Here is a 22743-nt window from a genome sequence, read left to right as displayed (position 1 = left end):
GGCGGGCGGATCAGCCCTGGCGGCGCCGCTGCCGCGGCTCGACGGTCTGCAGCGTGTTGCGCAGCATGTAGCTCGACAGGCCGCACAGGGCGACGAAGGCGGCCAGCAGCATGGCGCCGATGGTCAGCCGGCCGCTCGGGTCGGCGCCGTCAAGCGCGCTGATCTCCATCGCCGAGGCCGCCTGCAGCCCGAACATGCACAGCACCGCCACGATGGCGAGCGTCAGGGTGAGCACGACGCCGGCTTCCATCAGCGCCCGGCGAAAGCGGCGGGCCGAGGTGTGCTTCACCTCGAAGGCGTGCTTCACCTCGGCAGCGGCGACGACATCGTGGTGTGGCATGGCGAAATCCTCATCCGGCGCCGGAGCATTCCGTTGCGATGGGGAGAGCTTCGGTGCCGAACGCGGCTGGCCGTCGACGGTACTTGGGCGATGCCGCGCGATTTCGGGGCAATTTCGCGGCAGGAGGTTAATACCCGTTAACCGGCGATTTCAGTGACCTGCGGCCGCCATTCCATGCCGACATGGCCGGGCTGTGCCGCGACCCGCGCCAGCCACCTTCGGACCGCCGGAAAAGCGGAGAGATCGAAGTCGCCCTCATCGGCCACATGGGTATGCGCATAGAGCGCGATATCGGCGATGGTGAACACCGAATCGACCAGGAAGCTGCGGCGCTGCAGGTGCCGGTCCATCACCTTCAGCGCCCGGTAGCCTTCCTCCATCCAGCGGTCGATGTCGTGGGTGCGCAGTTCGCGGCCGCCGCGCACCAGCTTCAGCCAGAAGCGGGCGGCGGCGATGGCCGGTTCGTGCGAATGCTGCTCGAAGAACATCCAGCGCAGCACCTGCGCGCGCGCCAGCGCGTCGCCCGGCAGCAGTGCCGAGCCGTCGGCGAGGTAGAACAGGATGGCGTTGGATTCCGGCAGGAACCGTCCCCCCGGCAATTCCAGCAACGGCACGCGGCCTTCCGGATTCTTCATCAGGAATTCCGGTGTGCGGTTCTCCCCGCGCAGGAGATCGACATCGACAAGCTCGAAGGGCATGCGCAGATGCGCGAGCAGCAGCCGGACCTTGTAGCAGTTGCCGGAACTCTGCATCGCATGGAGCTTGAGCACGCCGGGTTCCCGAATGCCGCGAAGGGGAGGGGTGATCGCGGCAGCATACCGCATCGATAGGTGGGTTGTGAGGTGGGGAAAGACTTGCCGCCGTGCAAGGGGTCGACTAGTTGTCGCGCGCAAAACACCCAAACGGAGTCCGGCCATGAGCCTCGTTTCCGCCGCCATGCAGCGCATCAAGCCCTCGGCGACCATCGCCATCTCCAACAAGGCGCGGGTGCTCAAAGCGGAAGGCCGCGACATTATCGCGCTGTCGGCCGGCGAGCCGGACTTCGAGACGCCCGACAACGTCAAGGAAGCCGCCATCAAGGCGATCCGCGACGGCCAGACCCGCTACACGGCGGTGGACGGCATCCCGGAGCTGAAGGCGGCCATCGTCGCCAAGTTCAAGCGCGAGAACGGCCTCACCTACAAGCCGAGCCAGATCACCGTCGGCACCGGCGGCAAGCAGGTGCTGTTCAACGCGCTGCTCGCCACCGTCGATCCCGGCGACGAGGTGATCATCCCGGCGCCCTATTGGGTGAGCTATCCGGATATCGTCAACTTCGCCGGCGGCACCCCGGTGGCGGTGGAGACGACGCTCGAGGATAATTTCAAGCTCCGTCCCGCGGCGCTGGAGGCGGCGATCACCCCGAAGACGAAGTGGCTGATCTTTAACTCGCCGTCCAACCCATCCGGCGCCGCCTACAGCCATGACGAGCTCAAGGCGCTCACCGATGTGCTGGTGAAGTATCCGCATGTCTGGATTCTTACCGACGACATGTATGAGCACCTGGTCTATGACGATTTCCAGTTCGTCACCCCGGCACAGGTAGAGCCCTCGCTCTACGACCGCACATTGACCATGAACGGCGTGTCGAAGGCTTATTGCATGACCGGCTGGCGCATCGGCTATGCCGGTGGACCGGAAGAGTTGATCAAGGCCATGGGCACGCTGCAGTCGCAGTCGACCTCCAACCCGAGTTCCATCGCCCAGTGGGCGGCGGTCGAGGCGCTGAACGGCCCGCAGGATTTCATCGCCGAGAACAACAAGTCGTTCAAGGAGCGGCGCGACCTGGTGGTCTCCATGCTTAACCAGGCCAGCGGGCTGACCTGCCCGAAGCCGGAAGGCGCCTTCTACGTCTACCCGTCCTGCGCCGGCGTCATCGGCAAGAAGACGGCCTCGGGCAAGGTGATCACCGACGATGAGGTGTTCGCCACCGAACTTCTCGACGCAGAGGGCGTTGCCGTGGTGCATGGCTCCGCCTTTGGCCTCGGTCCGGCGTTCCGGATTTCCTACGCCACCGCCACCAAGGATCTGGAGGAGGCGTGCCTGCGCATCCAGCGCTTCTGCGGTTCGCTGCGCTGAGGTAATAATATGGGGTGCGCCGGCATTCGCCGGTCGCACCTAATGGTCCCGTTTCCGGCGCAGAGGCGCCCGGTCCCAAGGAGATCGATCATGTTTCGCAAATATGTGACGCTCGGCGTTTTCGCGGCGACTCTGGCCGCCGGCTTTGGTGGCGTCCTTGCGACGCCGGCCTCGGCGCAGCAGATAAACCGGGTGCAGGTTGGCACGCTGGAGTGCACCGGCTCCAAGTCGGTCAGCTTCATCATCGGTTCGAAGCGCACGCTCGATTGCCGGTTCGTCACCCGTCGCGGTGCTCGCTATGCCTATGAGGGCACCATTCGCCGCTGGGGCCTCGATGTCGGCGTCACCGGCCGCAATTCCCTGGTTTGGGGCGTGTTCGCGCCGACCACGCGCATCGATTCCAGCGATCTGGCCGGTCGCTATGCCGGCGTGTCGGGCAGTGTTGCGCTCGGCCTCGGCGTTGCCGGCAACGCGCTGCTCGGCGGCTCCAAGAACACCATCGCGCTGCAGCCGTTCAGCGTCGAAGGCCAGACCGGCGTGAACCTCGCCGTCGGCGTCGGCGACCTGACCCTGCGGCCGAACTGATCGATCCACTTTTCGGTGTTGTAAGCGGCCCGGTATCGCAAGATACCGGGCCGCTTTGCTTTCGCGCGCCGCCGCGATCGCATCCGCACGGACCGCACGAGGAGTTGAACGCGACAGGATTGTAACGGCAGGCGTCTTTCCAGCGTATCTTCTACGTGCCAGCTGATGGAGACGACCATGCTGATCCGCCGCCGCCGCTCGTGGGAATTGCCGGAGGGCGCCGCCACGCCCGAATCCGTTTATCTGTCGCGCCGCCATCTTCTCGGTGCCGGCGTGGGGCTGGCCACCGGGGCGGCAGGGCTCGCCGCCGGGCTGGGATGGCCGGCCGAGGCGGCGACCGCGCCCGGCGATCCGGACAATGATCCGACCAAGGATCTTTATCCGGCAAAGCGCAACCCGGCCTTCACGCTCGACCGTCCGGTCACGCCGGAGGACATTTCCGGCAATTACAACAATTTCTACGAATTCGGCTCCGACCGGCGGAACTATCAGGTCGCGGACATTGCAGCCCGCATGCCGCGCCGGCCGTGGACCGTTAAGATCGACGGCCTCGTCGAGAAGGAGCGCGAGGTCGGCATCGACGACATCATCCGCGCCATGCCGCTGGAGGAGCGGCTCTACCGCCATCGCTGCGTCGAGGCGTGGTCGATGGCGGTGCCGTGGACCGGCTTTCCGGTGCGCGAGTTCATCGCGTTCGCCAAGCCGCTCTCCAGCGCCAAGTTCATCCGCATGGAAACCTTCGTGAACCCGGAGATCGCCCCCGGCCAGAACCGCTTCGTCTATCCCTGGCCTTATGTCGACGGCGTCACCATGGCCGAGGGGATGAACGACCTCGCCTTCTTCGTCACCGGCGTTTACGGCAAGCCGGCGCCGAACCAGTTCGGTGCGCCGCTGCGTCTGGCGCTGCCGTGGAAGTATGGCTTCAAGTCGGTGAAGTCGATCGTGCGGATCTCCTTCGTCGACAAGCGCCCGGTCGGGCTGTGGGAGCAGGTGCAGGGCCGCGAATACGGCTTCTGGGCCAATGTGAACCCGGCGGTGCCGCATCCGCGCTGGAGCCAGGCCAGCGAGCGCGACATCGGCACCGGCGAGCGCCGTCCGACGCTGATCTATAATGGCTATGCCGAACAGGTCGCCGGCCTCTATGCCGGCATGGACGCCAGCGAGCAGCTGTTCATGTGAGGGGCTTGCCGGGTAAATCGTCGCCCGGCCGGCTTCGACGCTTGCCTCCTCGGGTTTGGGCGGTCACCTTGCGGTGAGCGGCGGCGTTCCCCGTCGCCTCACCCGACACCCCATCCGATACGCGCAAAGGAGGCGCCGCGCAATGCCGCATCAGGTGCCGTTGATCGCGACCGTCTGTCTTGCCTTCGTGCTGGCGGCGATCCTTGGCTATGTCGCGACACGGCTGCGCCTGTCTCCCATCGTCGGCTATCTCTGCGCCGGGCTGATGGTCGGCCCCTATACCCCCGGCTTCGTCGCCGATACCTCGCTCGCCCCGCAGCTGGCCGAGCTCGGCGTCATCCTGCTGATGTTCGGTGTCGGCCTTCACTTCACCCCGCGAGACCTCCTGCGGGTCTGGAGCGTCGCCGTGCCGGGAGCGGTGGCGCAGATCGCGGTCGCCACCGTCGTCGGCCTCGGCCTGGCGCTGATATGGGGCTGGTCGGCGGCCGGAGGCCTGGTCTTCGGCCTGTCGCTCTCGGTCGCCTCGACGGTGGTGATGCTGCGCGCGCTGGAGGAGCAGCGGGCGCTGGAGACCGAGAACGGCCGCGTCGCCATCGGCTGGCTGGTGGTGGAAGATCTCGCCATGGTGCTTGTGCTGGTGCTCGTGCCGGTATTGGCGGGGCTGGCACGCGGGCAGCAGGCCGACATGGCGGACCTTGCCGCCTCGATCGGCACCACGCTCGGCGCCGTCGCCCTGTTCGTCGGGCTGATGCTGGTGGTGGGGCGCCGGGTGATACCGGCGATGCTGGCGCAGGTGGCCCGCACCGGCTCGCGCGAACTGTTCACCCTCTCCGTGCTCGGCGTCGCCCTCGGCATCGCCTATGGTTCGGCGCAGCTCTTCGGGGTGTCCTTTGCACTCGGCGCCTTCTTTGCCGGGCTCGTGCTGGGCGAATCCGACCTCAGCCACCGCGCGGCGGAGGGCTCGCTGCCGCTGCGTGACGCTTTCGCGGTGCTGTTCTTCGTCTCGGTCGGCATGCTGTTCGATCCGAGCATCCTGCTGCGCCGGCCGCTGGACGTGGCCGCCGTCATCACCGTCATCCTGCTGGTCAAGTCGGCAGCGGCGGTCGGGCTGGTGCGTCTGCTCGGGCGCTCGCACGGCATGGCGGCGACGGTGGCGGCGAGCTTGGCGCAGATCGGCGAGTTCTCCTTCATCCTCATCGGCCTCGGCATCAATGAAGGCCTGGCGCCGACCGAGGCGCGCGACCTCATCGTCGCCGGGGCGATGCTCTCCATCGCCCTCAATCCTTTCGCCTTCAGGGTGGCCGCGCGCTGGGCGGCACGTTTCGCCCGCGAGGAAACGGCGGTGGTGCCGGTTTCCGACGAGATCTACGGGCCGCACCAGCCCTATGGCGACGGGCCGGTCATCCTGATCGGTCTCGGCCGCGTCGGCTCGGCGGTGGCGGCGCAACTCACCGAGGCAAAGGTCCCGCTGGTGGTGGTCGACCAGGACCGGCTGAAGGTCGAGAGCTGGCGACGCGGAGGCGGGCGCGGCATTGTCGGCGGCGGCAACCCCACCGAAGTGCTGCGGGATGCCGGCATCGCCGGGGCGCGGACGCTGATGGTGACGGTGCCGGATGAATTGCAGGGCGGGGCGCTGATCGAGGCTGCCCGCCACATGCGTCGCGACCTGTTCATCACTGCCCGCGCCCATAGCGAGGAGGGGGTGGAGCACCTGCGCCGCCGTGGCGCCGATCTGGTTGTTTATGCCGAGCGCGAAGTGGCCGGCCGCATGATCGAGAACATACTCGGAGTATGAACATCGGTTCCCGGAAAGAAAAAAGCCGGGCTCAAAAGAGCCCGGCGAGTTTCGCCGCAGAGCGGCGACCTTCCAGAGGGGAACAGCTGAAGCACTCGGTGCATCAGCGTCGAAGCAACATATGACTGTTCATAAGGCATTTGGCAATGAATTATGCCCGCATGGCAGGCATGCGTTTTGCGGGCATCAGCAATGATCTGTCGTCAACTCGCATTTCTGCGACAATTTTATAACGATTCAGGTCAAGTTTGCGTTGATTTCCGCAAATCTTCCGGTCGTGCGCCGTGCGCCACCCGCGCCCCGAGAGGGAGCGTGCATAAAAACTAGTCATTGAGGGCGTCAGAAATTCCAGCGCTGCGCCTTGGCGACCAGGAAGTCGCGGAACACCTGGATGCGCGCCACCGAGCGCATTTCCTGCGGGTAGACGAAATAGGCTTCCAGCGTCGGCGTCGGCCGCTCGGGGAAGAGCTGCACCAGCGTCGCCGAATCTTCCAGCAGATAGTCGGGCACGATGCCGATGCCCACCCCGCGCTCCACCGCCCGCTTGAGGCCGAGCACGTTGTTGACCGACAGCGAGGGCACGCGCCCGTCCTGCCCGTCCTCCAGCCCCGCCCGCTCCAGCCAGTTCAGGCCCTGGAAATAGGAGGGAATCGGCCCGCCGAGCAGGATGATGCGGTGCTTGTCGAGCTCGTCCAGCGTGCGCGGATGGCCGTTGCGCTTGAGATATTCCGCCGAGGCGAAGGCGTGAAAATGCACGGTGAACAGCTTGCGCTGGATCAGGTCCGGCTGCACCGGCTGGCGCAGGCGGATGGCGACGTCGGCCTCGCGCATGGCGAGGTCGAGTTCGTCGTCGGTCAGGATCAGCGTGATGCGGATATCGGGATAGAGCTCGAGGAACTCGCCGATCCGCGCGGTGAGCCAATGGGTGCCGAGGCCCATGGTGGTGGTGACGCGCAACTCGCCATTCGGCTTTTCGCGCGAGTCGGTCAGCTTGGCCCGCGCCGCTTCCAGCTTCATGAACACTTCATGCGCGGTGCGGTAGAGCAGGTCGCCCTGCTCGGTCAGGATCAGGCCGCGGGCGTGGCGGTGGAACAGCGGAATGTTGAGTTCCTGCTCCAGCGCCGATACCTGCCGGCTCACCGCCGACTGCGACAGCCCCAGCGCCTCGCCGGCATGGGTAAAGGAGCCGGCCTCCGCTGCGACGTGGAAGACCTTGAGCTTGTCCCAGTCCATGTCGCGAGCCCGCGCCTTGCCTTCCATGTCACTCCGCCGCATGTGCGAGGGGATGCCGGGCGGCGAGGAAACGCTCGGCTTCGAGCGCGGCCATGCAGCCCATGCCGGCGGCGGTCACCGCCTGCCGGAAAATATCGTCGGCGACATCGCCGGCGGCGAAGACCCCTTCCACCGAGGTGGAGGTGGAATAGGGGGCGGTCCACACATAGCCGCTGGGCTTCAGCTTGAGCTGGCCGGCGACGAGTTCGGTCGCCGGAGCATGGCCGATGGCGATGAACACGCCGTCCGCCTTGTGCTCGCTGAAGGCGCCGGTCTCGACATTCTTCAGCACCACGCCGGTAACCTTGGTGGGCTCGTTCTCGCCCTTCACCTCATGCAAAGCCGCGTTCCACACCACCTCGACCTTGGGATGGGCGAACAGCCGGTCCTGCAGGATGCGCTCGGCGCGGAAGCTGTCGCGGCGATGCACCACCGTCACCTTGGAGGCGAAATTGGTGAGGAACAGCGCCTCCTCGACCGCGGTATTGCCGCCGCCGATCACGAAGACCTCCTTGCCGCGATAGAAGAAGCCGTCGCAGGTGGCGCAGGCGGAGACGCCGAAGCCGCGATAGGCCTGCTCGGAGGGCAAGTCGAGCCAGCGCGCCTGGGCGCCGGTGGATAGGATCACCGTTTCGGCGATCCACACCTGCCCCGAATCGGTTTCCAGCCGGAACGGACGGGAGGAGAAATCCGCCTTGGTGACGATGTCGCTGACGATGCGCGTGCCCACATGCTCGGCCTGCGCCTGCATCTGCTCCATCAGCCACGGACCCTGGATCGGGTCCTTGAAGCCGGGATAGTTCTCGACATCGGTGGTGATGGTCAGCTGCCCGCCGGGCTGGATGCCTTGGAACAGCACCGGTTCCAGCATGGCGCGCGCGGCATAGATCGCCGCGGTATAGCCGGCGGGGCCGGAACCGATGATCGCCACCTTGACGTGGTTGGGGGCCGGCGACATGAAAGCACTCGCATAAATATCATGGCGCGGCACTGGCCACACCTTCAGGACGCTGCATCTGGCTTGTGGCGCCGTCGCTTGCAAGAGGACGCAAGCAAGAGACGAGCCGGCCAGCCACTCTCAGCCATGCGAAAATGTAGGGACTCGGGCTTTGCTCTGCAAGCGGCTCGTGGCTTATCCCAAAGTTGTCCCAAGGCAAGATTGCGTCGTCCTGCACGAAAGATTATTGCGCTGATCGGCCGCTCCTCTATGGTGCGCGCCGGGCGCGGCGCCTTTCGTCGCCCCAATCAGGAGAGCCTTGCGTGGCGCGCCGCATCGATACGATCGACTGGAACATCCTGCGCGAGCTTCAGGGGGATGGCCGCATCACCAATGTCGAGCTTTCGCAAAGGGTCGGCATCTCCGCGCCGCCCTGCCTGCGCCGGGTGCGGGCGCTGGAGGAAGAAGGCATCATCAAGGGCTACCGCGCCCTGTTGGACGAGAAGGCGCTCGGCTTCGACCTGATGGCCTTCGCCATGGTGCATCTGGTCAGCCAGGCCGAGGCCGACCTCACCGCCTTCGCCGACCAGGTGGAACGCTGGCCGCTGGTGCGCTCCTGCTGGATGCTTTCCGGCGAGACCGATTTCATCCTCCTCTGCGTGGCGCCGGATCTGCGCTCCTTCCAGAATTTCGTGCTGGAGCTCACCAGCGCCCCCAATGTCAGCAAGGTGAAGACGGCGCTGACCCTCAGGCAGGCCAAGGATGCCGCCATCGTGCCGATGGACGGGCAGACGAGATGATCGTCGCCACCGCCACGGATGCCGCCTATGTCGAGCTCACCGCGGTGCTGCTCGCCTCGCTGGCGGCCCATGCGGGCGGTGAGACCGGGCGCGTGGTGGTGTTCTGCGACAATGTCGGCGCCGAGGACCAGGCGCGGCTGCGTGCCAGCTATGCGCGGGACAATATCGCGTTCGTCGATCTGGCCCGCGAGATGGAACGCCATTTCGGCGCCCGTCCGGTGAACCACCATCTCTCGCGCACCGCCTATGCCCGCATCCTGATGCCGCTGCTGCTGCCGGAGGCGCAGGGCCGGCTGCTCTATGTCGATTGTGACACGCTGATCAACGCCCCGCTCGCCCCGCTGGCCGGGCTCGACATGCAGCGCTTTGCCGTGGCGGCGGTGGATGATGTCGCCCGCCTCGATCCGGCCCGCCACGCCGCGCGCAACATCGCCATCGGCCTGCCCGGCGAGACGCGCTATTTCAATAGCGGCGTGCTGCTGATCGACCTCGACCAGTGGCGTCGCGAGGGCTTGTCCGAGAAGGTGATGGCATTTGCCGCCGATCACCCCGATCTGCCGATGATGGATCAGGATGCGCTGAACGGCACGCTGCGGGGCAAGTGGCTGGCGCTCGACGAGCGCTGGAACCTGCACCGCCGGCTGGTGAAGGGGCGCTATGAGGGCGATCCCGTCGACTGGGACCAGGCCGCCATCATCCACTTCATCGGCCAGATCAAGCCGAACTACGCCGATTGCGACCACCCGGCCCGCGCCCGCTTTCTCGCCCACCGCGCCCGTACCCCCTTCGCCCAGGCGAAGATGAAGACAAGGCTCTCGCGCAAGATCGAGAAGCGGGTGCGCAAGTGGCGGCGGTTCCGCAACTGGCTGGGCCGCCGTCTGCTCGGCGCGGGGCAAGTGAAGTGAGTCCCGGCGTGACACGCGTGCTCGTCCTGCGCGACCGGCAGCCCGGCCATTTCAACCAGGCGGAGGGATTAGCCCTCGCCGTCGCCCGTCTTGCGCCCACCGATGTGCAGCGGCTGGAGATTCGCCCTGCCAAATGGGCACGCGACGACCTGCGCAAGCTGATCATGCGCCGCTGGGGAAGGGATGCCCGCTTCTGGCTGCGGCTGATGTACGGCGTTGATCTCGCAAGCGTCACCCGGCCCGACATCATCGTCGCCTCGGGGCGCCCGACCATCGCCGCCGGCCTGCTGCTCTCGCGGCATTTCGCGGCGCCGCTGGTCGTCTCCGGCGGCATTGACGGCTACGACGCGGCCGCCATCGCCCTCAACATCGTCTCCTCGCCGCGGCAGGCCGGCGATCCCGGCGCCGCCTATGCGCCGATCCCCTCGACGGTCGATGCCGACGCCTATCCGCCACCGCGCCGGCTCGGCGACATTGCAGCGCTCGACGGTGCCTCGCTGGCGCTGCTGGTCGGCGGTTCGGCCTATCGCCGCGACTACCCGCCGGAGGAGTGGGAGGCCCTGCTCGCCTTCGTGCCGGCGGTGGCTGCCCGCTACGGCGTGAAATGGCGCGTCACCACCTCGCGCCGCACGCCGGACGAGGTGTCCGACCGCTTCAAGGCGCTGGCGGCGTCGGGCGCGGTGGCCGAGTTCGTCGACTACCGCGCCGCCGGCCCCGGCTCGGTGCGGGCGCTGTTCGGCGCCGACGCCGTCGTCGTCACCGAGGATTCGCTCAGCATGCTGGCCGAGGGTCTCGCCGCCCGCCGGCCGGTGATCGGGCTGAAGTCGCGCGTGGTGCACAAGCACTATGCCAACGAGATCATCGCCGGCATGGCCGGCGCCAGCCTCGCCATCCTGCCCATGGCGACCGTGACGCCGGAGCGGTTCGCCGCCACACTCATCCGGCTGGTTCCGCCCACCGACGATGCGCGCGACATCCTCGCCCGCGCTTTGGCGCCGGTGCTCGGCCTTCCCGTTCCCGAACCCCGGAGCCCCGCCTGATGCTCGCCGTCATCTGCATCAAATGGGGCGAGGCTTATCCGTCCGAGGATGTGAACGTTCTTTACCAGGGCGTGCGCGACCACCTGTCCGAGCCATTCCGCTTCATCTGCCTCACCGACCGGGCGGACGGCCTGCGGCCGGAGATCGAGACCGCCGACCTGCCCGGCACCGGGGCGCTCGCTTTGCGCTGGCGCGGCTGCTGGCCGAAGCTGGGCATGTTCGCGCCCGGTCTTTTCGCGGGGATCGACCTCGCGCTCTATCTCGATCTCGACGTGGTGATTCTGCGCCCGCTCGATCCCATCGTCGCCCATGCCCGCGCCACGCCCGGCCTGCACATATTGCGCGAGTGGAACCCGAACATCTGGGAGTTGCTGCCGGTATCGCTGCGCCCGGACCGCGGCGCCCAGAGTTCGATGGTCGCCTGGCGCCCCGGCGAGCAGGAGCATCTGTATCTCGATGCCATGGCCGATCCCGAGGCCGCCTACGCCCTCGCCAAGAACGATCAGGTCTATATCGGCGTGCGCGCGCAAGGGCGGCATTATTTCCCGGAAGGTTTTGCCGTGTCCTTCCGCCGCCACTGCGTGCCGCACTGGCCGCTGAACTATCTGTTCCGTCGCGCCATCAAGCCACGTCGGGTGCCGCTCGTCGTGTTCCACGGCGTGCCCAAGCCGAGCGAGGTCGCCCGCGCCGATGTGAAGGCGTGGGGCACGCGCACCCGTCCGGGCTATGGCCCGGTCGACTGGGTCCGCGCCTATTGGGAGCGCGGCCTGCGCGGCACGCGGGAGGCTAATGCGGGCGCCGACGCTCAGCCGCGCCGGGCGACGTCCCACATCGCCTCGTAGACGGCATTGATCCTTGCGGCCTCGCGCTCCAGCGAGAACTCGGCGAGAGCGTGCGCCCGCGCCTGTCCGCTCATTGCCGTCCGCGCGGCGTCGTCGCGTTCGAGGTGGCCCCGCAGCGCCGCCGCCATGGCGGCGACGTCGCCGGGAGGAACCAGCGCCCCGGTGATACCCTCGACCACCAGTTCCTCGAAGGCGCCGACCCGGGTGGCGATGACCGGCACGCCGCAGGCCATGGCCTCGATAGGGGTGACGCCGAACCCTTCCCAACGCTGTGGCGCGACATAGAGGTCGAGCGCGCGATACCAGCCCGGCGTCGCCGAGGTCTCCACCTCGCCGGGGAACAGCAGGCGGTCTTGCAGTCCTGCCGCCTTCACTTTCGCCTTCAGCCCTTCGAGGAAGCCGGCGTCGGCGCCCACCGCCCGGCCGAGCACCACGCCGCCCCAGCCGGGATGTTCCGGCAGGACCTGCAGAAGAGCATCGACGAACACGTCGGTGCCCTTCTGCGGCCGGATGCGTCCGAAGCAGCCGATGAGCCGGAGGTCGGGCAGCCCCAGCGCTGCCCGCGCCGCCGCGCGGTCTGGTGCCGGATGGAACGTCCCGGCATCGATGCCGTGATGGATGACGGTGGAGGGACGCTTGAGATAGCTCGCGGTCTTACCCGAGGTGGAGATCACCGCGTCCATCCGCGAGATCAGAAACCGCGTCCATGCCGTGTGGTGGCGCTGCGAGGCGGAGGTGAAGGCCAGAAGCAGCTTCATGCGCAGCACGTCGCGCAGCGCGATGCCGGCCAGCATCTCGATGTTGCGCCGGGCATGCCAGATGCGCGCCGGGCGGTCAGGCGGGGCCTGCCAGAAATGCCGCAGATCCAGCCAGGCGATGCGCGGCACCCCGGTCGCCAGTTTCGGCCCCAGCGCCGCGATCCGCAGCGTCCGCGCCTGCACCGGCACCACGCGCTCCAACGTGGCGGTGACGCCGGAGAGCCGGCGCTTGAGATTGGGCGCGACGGCTTCGATCCTGGTCGGATCCGGAAAGTTGGCCGGATCGGGCCTCAGCTCGGAGCCGCCGCGCGCCATGGCAATGTCAGGAGATCAGGCGAAGCGCACTTCGGCAATCTCGTAGGAGCGGGCGCCCTTGGGCGTCACCACTTCCACTGAGGTGCCCAGCTTCTTGCCGATCAGCGCACGGGCCATCGGCGAGGAGATCGAGATGCGGCCGGCCTTGGCGTCGGCTTCCATGTCGCCGACGATCTGCCAGACGCGCTCTTCCTCGGTGTCCTCGTCGATCAGCTTCACCGTGGCGCCGAACTTCACCACGTCGCCGGTGAGCTTGGCGACGTCGATGATCTCGGAGCGCGACAGCTTGTCCTCGAGCTCGGCGATGCGGCCCTCGTTCAGCGCCTGCTGTTCCTTGGCCGCGTGGTACTCGGCGTTCTCGGAGAGATCGCCATGGGCGCGCGCTTCGGAGATGGCGTCGATGATGCGAGGACGCTCCACCTGCTGGCGGCGCTTCAACTCGTCCTCGAGGGCGGCATGCCCGCCGGCGGTCATCGGAATCTTTTCCATAGGTCTCTTATGACCTCCCAAAAAAGCAAACACAGCCCCCGCGATGGGCCCCGCCGCCGTTACGGCGAAAGGACCTTCGCGTCGGGCTGATGTCTGTCTGTTGTCGGCCGGATCGGCTCGCGATCGCCAAAAGCGAATCGCGAGGTCAGCCCCGGTCGTGCCTGAAGTAGTCCTGCAGGGCGCGTACCTCAAGATCGCCGCCAATATAGGCCTTGATCCCGCGCGCCGCTGCAATGGCCCCTGACAGGGTGGTGTAATAAGGCACTTTGTGCAAGAGGGCGGCGCGCCGCAGCGAGCGGCTATCGGCCAGCGCCTGGGCGCCTTCGGTGGTGTTGAACACCAGCTGCACGTCGCCGTTCTTGATGGCGTCGACGATGTGCGGCCGGCCTTCCAGCACCTTGTTCACCTTGGCGGCGGGAATCCCGTTCTCCGCGAGATAGCGCTGGGTGCCGGAGGTCGCCAGCACCTTGAAGCCCAGCGAGGCCAGCAGCCGCGCGGTGTCGAGGATGCGCGGCTTGTCGTCCTCGCGCACCGAGATGAACACCGTGCCGGCCTTCGGCACCTTGGTGCCGCCGCCGAGCTGGCTCTTGGCGAAGGCCACCTCGAAGGACCGGTCGAGGCCCATCACCTCGCCGGTGGAGCGCATTTCCGGGCCGAGCACCGTGTCGACGCCGGGGAAGCGGGCGAAGGGGAACACCGCCTCCTTCACCGCCACATGGTCGAGCACCGCCGGCTTGAGGCCGAACGACGCCAGCTTCTCACCGGCCATGACGCGGGAGGCGATCTTTGCGAAAGGCTCGCCGACCACCTTGGCGACGAAGGGCACTGTGCGCGACGCGCGCGGGTTCACTTCGAGGACGTGGATCACCCCGTCCTTGATCGCGTACTGCACGTTCATTAGCCCGCCGACACCGAGCGCCAGCGCCATCTTCCGCGTCTGCTGCTCGAGCTCGGCGATGGTGGCGGCCGACAGCGAATAGGGCGGCAGCGAGCACGCGCTGTCGCCCGAATGGATGCCGGCTTCCTCGATATGCTCCATGATGCCGCAGATGAAGGTGTCGGTGCCGTCGGCGAGGCAGTCGACGTCCACTTCGATGGCGTCCGACAGGTAGCGGTCGAACAGCAGCGGGTTCTTGCCGAGCAGGGTGTTGATCTGCCCGGTCTTGTCGTTCGGATAGCGCGCCTTGATGTCGTTCGGCACCAGCCCCGGCAGCGTCTCCAGGAGGTAGTCGCCGAGCTGCGCGTCCTCGTGGATGATCTGCATCGCCCGGCCGCCCAGCACATAGGAGGGGCGCACGACGAGCGGATAGCCGAGGTCGGCGGTGACGAGGCGCGCCTGCTCCACCGAATAGGCGATGCCATTGGCCGGCTGCTTCAGCTTCAGCTTGTCGAGCAGCGTCTTGAAGCGGTCGCGGTCTTCGGCGAGGTCGATCGCATCCGGCGAGGTGCCGAGAATCGGGATCTCCGCCTCTTCCAGCGCCCGGGCGAGCTTGAGCGGCGTCTGACCGCCGAACTGCACGATCACGCCGTGCAGCGTGCCGTTGGCGCGCTCGCGGTCCAGGATCTCGATCACGTCCTCGGCGGTCAGCGGCTCGAAATACAGCCGGTCCGAGGTGTCGTAGTCGGTCGAGACGGTCTCCGGGTTGCAGTTGACCATGATGGTCTCATACCCGGCATCCTTCAGCGCGAAGGCGGCGTGGCAGCAGCAATAGTCGAACTCGATGCCCTGGCCGATGCGGTTCGGCCCGCCGCCGAGGATGGCGACCTTCTTGGCGGAGGAGGGACGGCTCTCATCCGCCACCGCGCCGGCGAACGGCGTCTCGTAGCTCGAATACATATAGGCGGTCGGGGAGGCGAACTCGGCGGCGCAGGTGTCGATGCGCTTATAGGCCGGTCGCACGTCGAGCGAACGCCGCAGCGCCGCGACATCCGCCTCGTGCTGGCGGGTGAGGCTGGCGAGCCGCTGGTCGGAAAAGCCCATCGCCTTCAGCCGGCGGAAGGCGCCGGCGGTCTTGGGCAGGCCATGGGCGCGGATCTTGGCCTCGGTGTCGACGATCTCACGGATCTGCTCGAGGAACCATGGGTCGATCTTGCAGCCATTGTGGATCTGTTCGTTGTCGAGCCCAAGCCGCATGGCCTGCGCCACCTGCAGCAGACGGTTCGGCGTCGGCGTGCCGATGGCCGCGCGGATGGCGTTCTTGTCGTCGCCCTGGCCGAGGCCTTCGATCTCGATCTCGTCGAGGCCGGTCAGCCCGGTCTCCAGCGAGCGCAGCGCCTTCTGCAGCGATTCCTGGAAGGTGCGGCCGATCGCCATGGCTTCGCCCACCGACTTCATCGAGGTGGTCAGCACCGGGTCGGCGCCGGGGAACTTCTCGAAGGCGAAGCGCGGAATCTTGGTGACGACGTAGTCGATGGTCGGCTCGAACGAGGCCGGGGTGGCGCCGCCGGTGATGTCATTGGCGATCTCGTCGAGCGTGTAGCCTACCGCAAGCCGCGCCGCGACCTTGGCGATCGGGAAGCCGGTGGCCTTCGACGCAAGGGCGGACGAGCGCGAGACGCGCGGGTTCATCTCGATGACGATCATCCGGCCCGTTTCCGGGTCGATGGCGAACTGGACGTTGGAGCCGCCGGTCTCCACCCCGATCTCGCGCAGCACCGCCAGCGAGGCGTCGCGCATGATCTGGTATTCCTTGTCCGTCAGCGTCAGCGCCGGGGCGACGGTGATCGAATCGCCGGTGTGCACGCCCATCGGATCGATGTTCTCGATGGAGCAGACGATGATGCAGTTGTCCGCCTTGTCGCGGACGACCTCCATCTCGTACTCCTTCCAGCCGAGCACGCTCTCCTCCACCAGCACCTCGTTGGTGGGGGAGGCGTCGATGCCGCGCTCGATGATCTCGATATATTCCGACTTGTTGTAGGCGATGCCGCCGCCCTGGCCTCCCATGGTGAAGGACGGGCGGATGATCGCCGGCAGGCCGATCTCGTCGAGCGCTTCCAGCGCCTGCGGCAGGGTCTTGATCTGGCGGGAGCGCGGCGTGTCGAGGCCGATCTTGGTCATGGCATCGCGGAACAGTTCGCGATCTTCGGCCTTGTCGATGGCCTCGGCGGTGGCGCCGATCATCTCGACGTCATATTCGTCGAGCACGCCCATCTTGCGCAGCGACAGCGCGCAGTTCAGCGCCGTCTGGCCGCCCATGGTCGGCAGCAGGGCGAAGCCGCCCGGAGCGACATGGCGCTCCTTGGCGATGATCTTGGCGACGATCTCCGGGGTGATCGGTTCCACATAGGTGGAATCGGCAAGATCCGGGTCCGTCATGATGGTCGCCGGATTGGAGTTCACCAGCACCACGCGGTAGCCCTCGGCCTTGAGGGTCTTGCACGCCTGGGTGCCGGAATAGTCGAACTCACAGGCCTGTCCGATAACGATAGGACCGGCGCCGATGATGAGGATGGTGGAGATGTCTGTGCGTTTCGGCATCGGATCCCGTGCGGCTCGCGCATTCGACCGGGCGCACGAAAAAGGACGCGTTTGCGACGCGTCCTGGTGAACCCGGATCAGTTTGTTGGCGGGGGGTCCCGCAATTGGGGGCTTCCCTTAAACCAGATTCCCGCGAGGGGGAAGGGCAGCAGTGGCTCGTCGCCCTGCGGCGGACGCGGATCGGCTCATACCTTCCACAATTGCATGAGAGGCCCCTCGCGACCTTCGACAGGGTCGCCGTCGGGCAGCGCCACGGCGCGGATGCGGGCGAGGGCGTCGTCGAGCCCGTTCGCCGATGGCCGCTCGATCTCATAGTCCTGTCCGAGCGGATAGGCGCCAACCACCAGGAAGTCGACGCTGGCCTCCAGCCGCCGGTGGCCGGTGCCGGCCGGCAGCACCACGACGTCGCCCGGCGTCAGCTTCAGCGCGGCACCGCCCTCGCCGCCGATCAGCACCTGGGCGGTGCCCCGGGCGATACCCAGCGTCTCGTGCGCGGTGGAATGGAAGTGGTGATAGTCGAAGATGCCGTCGCGCCAGCGGCACTCCCAGTCATTGGCGTTGATCGCGTCCTCGATCCGCCCCGGATCGGCGGGCAGGGCGGCGCGATAGATCAGCACGGGCAGGTCGGGGTTGTTGGGTATCCCGGCCGAAGGCTTGAAGCGCAGATGCTCGGGAATAGACATTGGGGGGCTCCTCTCCGGCAGAACCCTCCATAAGCGCGCCGGTTCCGTTTCAGCCGGCCTTTGCCGCGTCGAATGCCGCGCGCGCCGCTTCGATGCGCCCGATGTTGGCCTCCGCCCACAGCCAGACGCCACAGAAGGCCTCGGCCAGGCTCAAGCCGAGATCGGTCAGCCGGTATTCGACGCGCGGCGGGATCACCGGATGCACCGTGCGCACCAGCAGGCCGTCGCGCTCCATCTGCCGCAGCGTCTGGGTCAGCATCTTCTGGCTGATGCCGCCGGCGAACTCGCCGATGCGGGTGAAACGCAATTCGCCGTGCTCGGTCAGTACCTCCAGCACGATCATCGTCCATTTGTCGGCGACGCGGCCGATCACCTCGTTCACCAGCGCCTCGACACGCGGGTCGACCTCGGTCGGCCACGGATGAACGTGCGACGGGATGGCCGGGGCGGGACGAGGTGCGGACATGACTTAACTCTCCATCTGGTAAGTATAGATCTTTTGGGTGCCTACTTTCTGATCGTAAGTGTGAACCATATAACCATTGCCGAGACAAACACCAGCATTCGCGGAGGCGAAAATGGACATCAGCGGCAACACCATCCTGATCACCGGCGGCAATGGCGGCATCGGCCGCGCGCTCGCCGAAGCCCTGCATAGGGAAGGCAACCGCATCGTCATCACTGGCCGCCGCAAGGAGGCGCTGGAAGAGGTCGTCGCGGCCAATCCGGGCATGGCCTATGAGCTGCTCGACGTGGCGGATGCGCAGGCGATATCGGGCTTTGCCGGCGTGGCGGCGGTGAAGTACCCGGCACTCAACGTCGTCATCAACAATGCCGGCATCATGGTCGCCGAGAACTGGACCGCCGATCAGGTCGACCTCGCCGTGCCGGAGGCGATCATCGCCGCCAACCTGCTCGGACCGATCCGGCTGACGGCGGCGCTGCTGCCGCAGCTCAAACGGCAGCCTTCGGCGACGGTGGTCACCGTCTCCTCCGGCCTCGCCTTCGTGCCGCTGGTCGCCACCCCGACTTACAACGCCACCAAGGCAGCGATCCATTCCTGGAGCCAGAGCCTGCGCGCGCAACTCGCCGGCACCTCGGTGGGGGTCATCGAGATCGTGCCGCCGCAGGTCGCCACCGAGCTAATGCCCGGCAATTCGCTGAATCCGAATGCGCTGCCGCTCGATGCCTTCATCACGGAGGTCGTCGAGCTGCTCAAGACGCATCCGGACGGTCCGGAGATCTGCGTCCAGCGCGTCGGCTTCCTGCGCGGTGCCGAAGCGCGCGGCGACTACGCCAAGGTCTTCGCCACCCTCAACGACGGCACCCATTGACGGAAAAGGCCGGGAGCGCGCCTGCTCCCGGCCTTTCATCTCGGCCATTCGCGAAGAAGGGCGGCTCAGGCCGCCTTCTTGTTGCTGGCGATCATCTCGACGAAGCGGTCGAACAGATAGTGGCTGTCCTGCGGGCCCGGGCTCGCCTCGGGATGGTACTGCACCGAGAACACCGGCCTGTCGGTCAGCTGGATGCCGGCATTCGAGCCGTCGAACAGCGAGACATGGGTTTCCGCGGCGGTGGCCGGCAGGCTGTTGCGGTCGACCGCGAAGCCGTGGTTCATCGAGGTGATCTCCACCTTGCCCGTGGTCATGTCCTTCACCGGGTGGTTCGCCCCGTGATGGCCCTGGTGCATCTTCACCGTGCGCCCGCCCACGGCGAGGCCGAGCATCTGGTGGCCGAGGCAGATGCCGAAGGTCGGGATGCCGCGATCGATGATGTCGCGAATCACCGGCACTGCATATTCCCCCGTCGCCGCCGGGTCGCCCGGGCCGTTGGAGAGGAACACGCCGTCCGGCTGCAGCGAGAGGATCTCCTCGGCGGAGGTCGTCGCCGGCACCACCGTTACCTTGCAGCCGGCGCGGGCAAGCAGGCGCAGGATGTTGCGCTTGATGCCGTAGTCGATGGCGACGACGTGATGCGCCGGCGCCTCCTGCCGGCCGTAGCCTTCCGGCCACTGCCAGGGCGTTTCGTCCCACGCGAAGCGCTGGGCGCTGGTCACCATCGGCACCAGGTCCATGCCTTCGAGGCCCGGCCAGCCGGCGGCTTCCTTCTTGAGCGCCTCGACGTCGAACACCCCGTCCGGCGCATGGGCGATCACCGCGTTCGGCATGCCCTTGTCGCGGATCAGCGCGGTGAGCGCCCGGGTGTCGATGCCGGAAATGGCGATGATGCCGCGGGCCTTCAGCCAATTGTCGAAATGGCGGGTGGCGCGATAATTCGAGGGATCGGTGATGGCGGAGTGGAGCACGACGCCCCGCACGCCGGAGGCGGCAGCCATCGAGACGGTCTCGATGTCCTCCTCATTGGTGCCGACATTGCCGATATGCGGGAAGGTGAAGGTGATGATCTGCCCGGCATAGGACGGATCGGTCAGCACTTCCTGATAGCCGGTCATCGCGGTGTTGAAGCACACCTCGCCGACCGCCTGGCCGGTGGCGCCGAGCCCGAAGCCTTCCAGCACGGTACCGTCGGCGAGAACGAGAAGCGCGGTGGGAAGCGGTTCGGCCCACACGTCATCGGTGGCCGCATCGGATGCGTTGCCGCTCATGTGTCTTGTTCCTCGGTTAAGTGTGGCCTAATTAATCGCTTGCTGCGCCTTATGCCAGCCCGCAACGCTGCGCATCGGTTCTTCGTGCAGCGCGGAGCTGCATGCAAGACTTTCCATGCAGGATTTGCCATGGATGGTTCGCGCGGCGGAAATCAGGCGGCCGGTCGTGGCCGTGGGAGTTTTTCGAAGCTTTTCGGGCGTGACGGAGCGGCGCGACACCGGTCGCCGCCGCCGCCCGGACATAGGATGTGAAGAGAGGCAGACGTGCTGCGCGAGAAGATCAATACCTCCCTCAAGGAATCGATGAAGGCCGGCGACAAGCTGCAGCTGGGCACGCTTCGCCTGATCAATGCGGCGATCAAGGATCGCGACATCGAGGCGCGCGGCCAGGGCAAGGACCCGCTGTCCGACGACGATCTGCTCGGCCTGCTCACCAAGATGGTCAAGCAGCGCGAGGAATCGGCCAAGGTCTATGAGGAGGCCGGCCGCGTCGATCTGGCGACGCAGGAGCGCGAGGAGATCAAGGTCATCCTGTCGTTCCTGCCGACGCAGATGAGCGAAGCCGAATCGCAGGCCGCCATCGCCGCGGTGATCGCCGAGATCGACGCTCATGGCCTCAAGGACATGGGCCGCACCATGGCGGCGCTGAAGGAGCGCTACACCGGCGTGATGGATTTCGGCAAGGCGAGCGGCGCGGTCAAGTCACTGCTCACCGCGTGATCGAGGCCGGCCGGCGGGGCGTTCCGCTGGCCGGATTTTCCCTGCGGCCGCCGCGTGGCGGCATCGTTCGACAGGATCACCCATGAGCGCCCGTCCCGACCTTGCGCCGCCGTCCCCCGCGGTGCGCGACCTGCTGGCGCCCGGCGGCGTGCTGCGCGCCGGCATCAACCTGTCGAACTTCCTCTTGGTCACCGGCCGCACCGAAGCCGGCGATCCGGTGGGCGTCTCGCCGGACATGGCGCGCGCCTTCGCCGATCATCTCGGCGTGGCGCTGAAGCTGGTGCCCTATGCCTCGCCCGGCCTCGTCGCCGATGCAGCCTCCCGCGACGAATGGGACATCGCCAATATCGGCGCCGAGCCGCAGCGGGCGGAAGTGATCGCCTTCACGCCCGCCTATTGCGAGATCGAGGCGACCTATCTGGTGCCGGCCGGCTCGCCCCTGCAGGCGGTGGCCGAGGTCGATGCCCCCGGCATCGAGATCGCGGTGACGCGCCGCACCGCCTACGGCCTCTGGCTGGAGCGCAACGTCGCCCATGCGACGCTGGTGCCCTCCGAGAGCATGGCCGAGGCGCTCACCGACTTTATCGACAACAGGCGCGACGCGCTTGCCGGCCTGCGGCCCGGCCTGCTCGCCGATCTTGCCCGCGTGCCGGGCGGGCGGCTGCTGCCCGGCCAGTACGCCGCCGTGCAGCAGGCCATCGGCACGCCGAAGGCCAAGGCGGCAGCGCTCGACGAAATCGTCCGTTTCGTCGAGGCCGCCAAGGCGTCCGGCTTCGTCGCCGGCCTGATCGCCCGGCACGGCGTCGAGGGCAAGCTGGGCGTCGCCCCCGCCGCCTGACGCGGGCGCCCTTACTTGGGCGGGTGCCCTTACTTGGGAATACGCGCCTCGTATTCGTCGGCATAGCGCGACATGAGCGGCCAGATCGCCGGGCGCTCATGGCCCTCCAGTTCCTCGACTAGCAGGGCGAGATGGGCGTGCCAGCCGCCGGCAACGCTGAGCATGGCGTCGCGCGAGGCGAGGCGCTGGTGGGTCACCGTCAGCAGCACTTTCGCGCCGCGCGGAGCGAGTTCGAAGGTCACCTCGGAGGCGCCGGCCGAGCAGCCGTCCCAGCTGAAGCGCAGCAGCCGGTTGGGTTCGCAGGCCAGAACGACGCCCTGATTGTGGTGCTCGCCCTCATATTTGGCGAAGCGCTCCGGCGTCGGCTGGCCGCGGTTCAGCTCGCCATTGCGGAAGAGGAGATCGACCTGGCCGCCGGGGGTGAGGTCCATCGGCCCGTCGGCCAACCAGCGGCGCCGCTTTTCCGGCTCGGTGAGATAGGCCCAGACCCGTTCCACCGGGCCGGGCAGCAGGCGCTCGAAGCGCAGCGTATCGGGGGAAAGGCGGGTGCCGTACCCCTCGGCGGCAAAGGCGCCGGCGGAGGTTTGGGCGGTGGCGTGCTGGTTCATCTCCGGTCTCCCTGTGTGTCCGATTGGGCGTCCTCCTCACGCAGCAGGGCGTCGAGGACGTTGAGGCGTTCGGTCCAGAAGCGTTCGTAGAAGCTGAGCCATTCGGCGGCGTCGGCGAGCCGGGCGGCGTCGAGGCGGCACAGATGTTGGCGCCCCTTCACCTCGCGGCGGATCAGGCCGGCGGACTCCAGCGTCTTCACATGCTTGGAGGCGCCGGCGAGCGTCATGGCGAACGGCTCGGCGAGTTCGCCGACCGTTCGTTCTCCGTTGGAGAGCGCGTGCAGCATCGCCCGGCGCGTCGGATCGGCGAGGGCGTGGAACACGAGGTCCAACGGCGTGGATATCGGAAGTTGCTCAACCATGTGGTTGAATATCTGCCGGGTCTTTCTGATTGTCAACCGATTGGTTGAGTGTCGGGCGTCGTTTGCCGCTG

The 22743-nt window shown here is 67.1% G+C and carries 23 protein-coding genes; 11 read left to right on the top strand and 12 right to left on the bottom strand.

Annotated elements, in window-relative coordinates; all coding sequences use genetic code 11:
* Positions 1-10: 10 nt before the first annotated feature.
* Both J2X65_RS20325 and J2X65_RS20320 read right to left on the bottom strand, forming a co-directional pair.
* A complete protein-coding gene (locus tag J2X65_RS20325) occupies positions 11-340 on the bottom strand; it encodes a hypothetical protein (RefSeq protein ID WP_310204903.1) in 330 nt (109 codons plus the stop codon).
* A 137-nt stretch (positions 341-477) separates the two neighbouring features.
* Positions 478-1110 carry a glutathione S-transferase family protein gene (locus J2X65_RS20320; protein WP_310204899.1) on the bottom strand — a complete coding sequence of 211 codons (633 nt, stop codon included), beginning with the start codon at positions 1108-1110 and terminating at the stop codon, positions 478-480.
* Between the two features lie 145 nt (positions 1111-1255).
* Here J2X65_RS20320 and J2X65_RS20315 point away from each other — a divergent pair, with 145 nt between their 5' ends.
* The 4 genes from J2X65_RS20315 (at position 1256) to ybaL (ending at position 6017) form a co-directional block, all read left to right on the top strand.
* Positions 1256-2458 carry a pyridoxal phosphate-dependent aminotransferase gene (locus J2X65_RS20315; protein ID WP_310204896.1) on the top strand — a complete coding sequence of 401 codons (1203 nt, stop codon included), beginning with the start codon at positions 1256-1258 and terminating at the stop codon, positions 2456-2458.
* Positions 2459-2548: 90 nt separating this feature from the next.
* Positions 2549-3043: a DUF992 domain-containing protein gene (locus J2X65_RS20310; RefSeq protein WP_310204893.1), complete on the top strand. Its 495-nt coding sequence runs from the start codon at positions 2549-2551 to the stop codon at positions 3041-3043.
* A 177-nt stretch (positions 3044-3220) separates the two neighbouring features.
* A complete protein-coding gene (gene msrP, locus J2X65_RS20305; protein ID WP_310204890.1) occupies positions 3221-4222 on the top strand; it encodes a protein-methionine-sulfoxide reductase catalytic subunit MsrP in 1002 nt (333 codons plus the stop codon).
* Between the two features lie 142 nt (positions 4223-4364).
* The gene (ybaL, locus tag J2X65_RS20300; RefSeq protein ID WP_310204886.1) at positions 4365-6017 is read left to right on the top strand and encodes a YbaL family putative K(+) efflux transporter; all 1653 of its coding nucleotides are present in this window, start codon (positions 4365-4367) and stop codon (positions 6015-6017) included.
* Between the two features lie 339 nt (positions 6018-6356).
* Here ybaL and J2X65_RS20295 read toward each other — a convergent pair whose 3' ends face one another.
* Positions 6357-7250 (bottom strand): LysR family transcriptional regulator, encoded by an 894-nt coding sequence (locus J2X65_RS20295; protein ID WP_213365162.1) that lies wholly within the window; start codon positions 7248-7250, stop codon positions 6357-6359.
* Positions 7251-7278: 28 nt separating this feature from the next.
* The gene (trxB, locus tag J2X65_RS20290) at positions 7279-8247 is read right to left on the bottom strand and encodes a thioredoxin-disulfide reductase (protein WP_310204883.1); all 969 of its coding nucleotides are present in this window, start codon (positions 8245-8247) and stop codon (positions 7279-7281) included.
* 302 nt (positions 8248-8549) lie between these two features.
* Between trxB and J2X65_RS20285 the strand changes: the two genes are divergently transcribed.
* The 4 genes from J2X65_RS20285 to J2X65_RS20270 are packed head-to-tail and all read left to right on the top strand — an operon-like array spanning position 8550 to position 11813.
* Positions 8550-9026, top strand: coding sequence for an Lrp/AsnC family transcriptional regulator (locus tag J2X65_RS20285; protein ID WP_310204880.1), 477 nt, complete (start codon positions 8550-8552; stop codon positions 9024-9026).
* Entirely contained in the window at positions 9023-9931 is a 909-nt protein-coding gene (locus tag J2X65_RS20280) for a glycosyltransferase family 8 protein (RefSeq protein WP_310204878.1), read from the top strand. The genes J2X65_RS20285 and J2X65_RS20280 overlap by 4 nt, the downstream gene beginning before the upstream one ends.
* An 8-nt stretch (positions 9932-9939) precedes the next feature.
* Positions 9940-10971 carry an ELM1/GtrOC1 family putative glycosyltransferase gene (locus J2X65_RS20275; protein WP_310204875.1) on the top strand — a complete coding sequence of 344 codons (1032 nt, stop codon included), beginning with the start codon at positions 9940-9942 and terminating at the stop codon, positions 10969-10971.
* Positions 10971-11813 (top strand): hypothetical protein, encoded by an 843-nt coding sequence (locus J2X65_RS20270; RefSeq protein ID WP_310204873.1) that lies wholly within the window; start codon positions 10971-10973, stop codon positions 11811-11813. The genes J2X65_RS20275 and J2X65_RS20270 overlap by 1 nt, the downstream gene beginning before the upstream one ends.
* Here the strand turns inward: J2X65_RS20270 and J2X65_RS20265 are convergent.
* From J2X65_RS20265 to J2X65_RS20245, 5 genes are all read right to left on the bottom strand, one after another.
* On the bottom strand, positions 11777-12886 hold the full coding sequence (locus tag J2X65_RS20265; protein WP_310204870.1) for a glycosyltransferase family 4 protein: 1110 nt from the start codon (positions 12884-12886) through the stop codon (positions 11777-11779). The genes J2X65_RS20270 and J2X65_RS20265 overlap by 37 nt on opposite strands.
* Positions 12887-12901: 15 nt before the next feature.
* Positions 12902-13375 (bottom strand): transcription elongation factor GreA, encoded by a 474-nt coding sequence (gene greA / locus J2X65_RS20260; RefSeq protein WP_310204868.1) that lies wholly within the window; start codon positions 13373-13375, stop codon positions 12902-12904.
* A 145-nt stretch (positions 13376-13520) separates the two neighbouring features.
* Positions 13521-16856, bottom strand: a complete 3336-nt coding sequence (carB, locus tag J2X65_RS20255; RefSeq protein WP_310204864.1) for a carbamoyl-phosphate synthase large subunit — start codon at positions 16854-16856, stop codon at positions 13521-13523.
* Between the two features lie 185 nt (positions 16857-17041).
* The gene (locus J2X65_RS20250; protein WP_310204861.1) at positions 17042-17539 is read right to left on the bottom strand and encodes a cupin; all 498 of its coding nucleotides are present in this window, start codon (positions 17537-17539) and stop codon (positions 17042-17044) included.
* A gap of 49 nt (positions 17540-17588) precedes the next feature.
* A complete protein-coding gene (locus J2X65_RS20245) occupies positions 17589-18005 on the bottom strand; it encodes a helix-turn-helix domain-containing protein (RefSeq protein WP_310204857.1) in 417 nt (138 codons plus the stop codon).
* Between the two features lie 112 nt (positions 18006-18117).
* On the opposite strand from J2X65_RS20245, the gene J2X65_RS20240 reads away from it, so the two are divergent.
* Positions 18118-18873 (top strand): SDR family oxidoreductase, encoded by a 756-nt coding sequence (locus J2X65_RS20240; protein ID WP_310204853.1) that lies wholly within the window; start codon positions 18118-18120, stop codon positions 18871-18873.
* Positions 18874-18938: 65 nt separating this feature from the next.
* On the opposite strand, the gene carA is transcribed toward J2X65_RS20240, so the two are convergent.
* Positions 18939-20144 (bottom strand): glutamine-hydrolyzing carbamoyl-phosphate synthase small subunit, encoded by a 1206-nt coding sequence (gene carA / locus J2X65_RS20235; protein WP_310204851.1) that lies wholly within the window; start codon positions 20142-20144, stop codon positions 18939-18941.
* A 264-nt stretch (positions 20145-20408) separates the two neighbouring features.
* On the opposite strand from carA, the gene J2X65_RS20230 reads away from it, so the two are divergent.
* Together J2X65_RS20230 and J2X65_RS20225 are read left to right on the top strand one after the other, a co-directional pair.
* Positions 20409-20864, top strand: a complete 456-nt coding sequence (locus tag J2X65_RS20230) for a GatB/YqeY domain-containing protein (RefSeq protein ID WP_310204847.1) — start codon at positions 20409-20411, stop codon at positions 20862-20864.
* An 82-nt stretch (positions 20865-20946) separates the two neighbouring features.
* The gene (locus J2X65_RS20225) at positions 20947-21702 is read left to right on the top strand and encodes a transporter substrate-binding domain-containing protein (protein WP_310204845.1); all 756 of its coding nucleotides are present in this window, start codon (positions 20947-20949) and stop codon (positions 21700-21702) included.
* A gap of 29 nt (positions 21703-21731) precedes the next feature.
* Here J2X65_RS20225 and J2X65_RS20220 read toward each other — a convergent pair whose 3' ends face one another.
* Together J2X65_RS20220 and J2X65_RS20215 are read right to left on the bottom strand one after the other, a co-directional pair.
* Positions 21732-22310 carry an SRPBCC family protein gene (locus J2X65_RS20220; protein ID WP_310204841.1) on the bottom strand — a complete coding sequence of 193 codons (579 nt, stop codon included), beginning with the start codon at positions 22308-22310 and terminating at the stop codon, positions 21732-21734.
* Complete coding sequence (locus tag J2X65_RS20215; RefSeq protein WP_310204838.1) at positions 22307-22672, bottom strand: metalloregulator ArsR/SmtB family transcription factor; 366 nt, start codon at positions 22670-22672, stop codon at positions 22307-22309. Before J2X65_RS20215 ends, J2X65_RS20220 begins: the two co-directional genes overlap by 4 nt.
* Positions 22673-22743 lie beyond the last annotated feature (71 nt).

Source organism: Ancylobacter sp. 3268, from assembly GCF_031456575.1.
Lineage (GTDB): Bacteria > Pseudomonadota > Alphaproteobacteria > Rhizobiales > Xanthobacteraceae > Ancylobacter.
The sequence above is the reverse complement of the archived record's forward strand: the minus strand, read 5'-3'. Positions and strand labels throughout refer to the sequence as shown.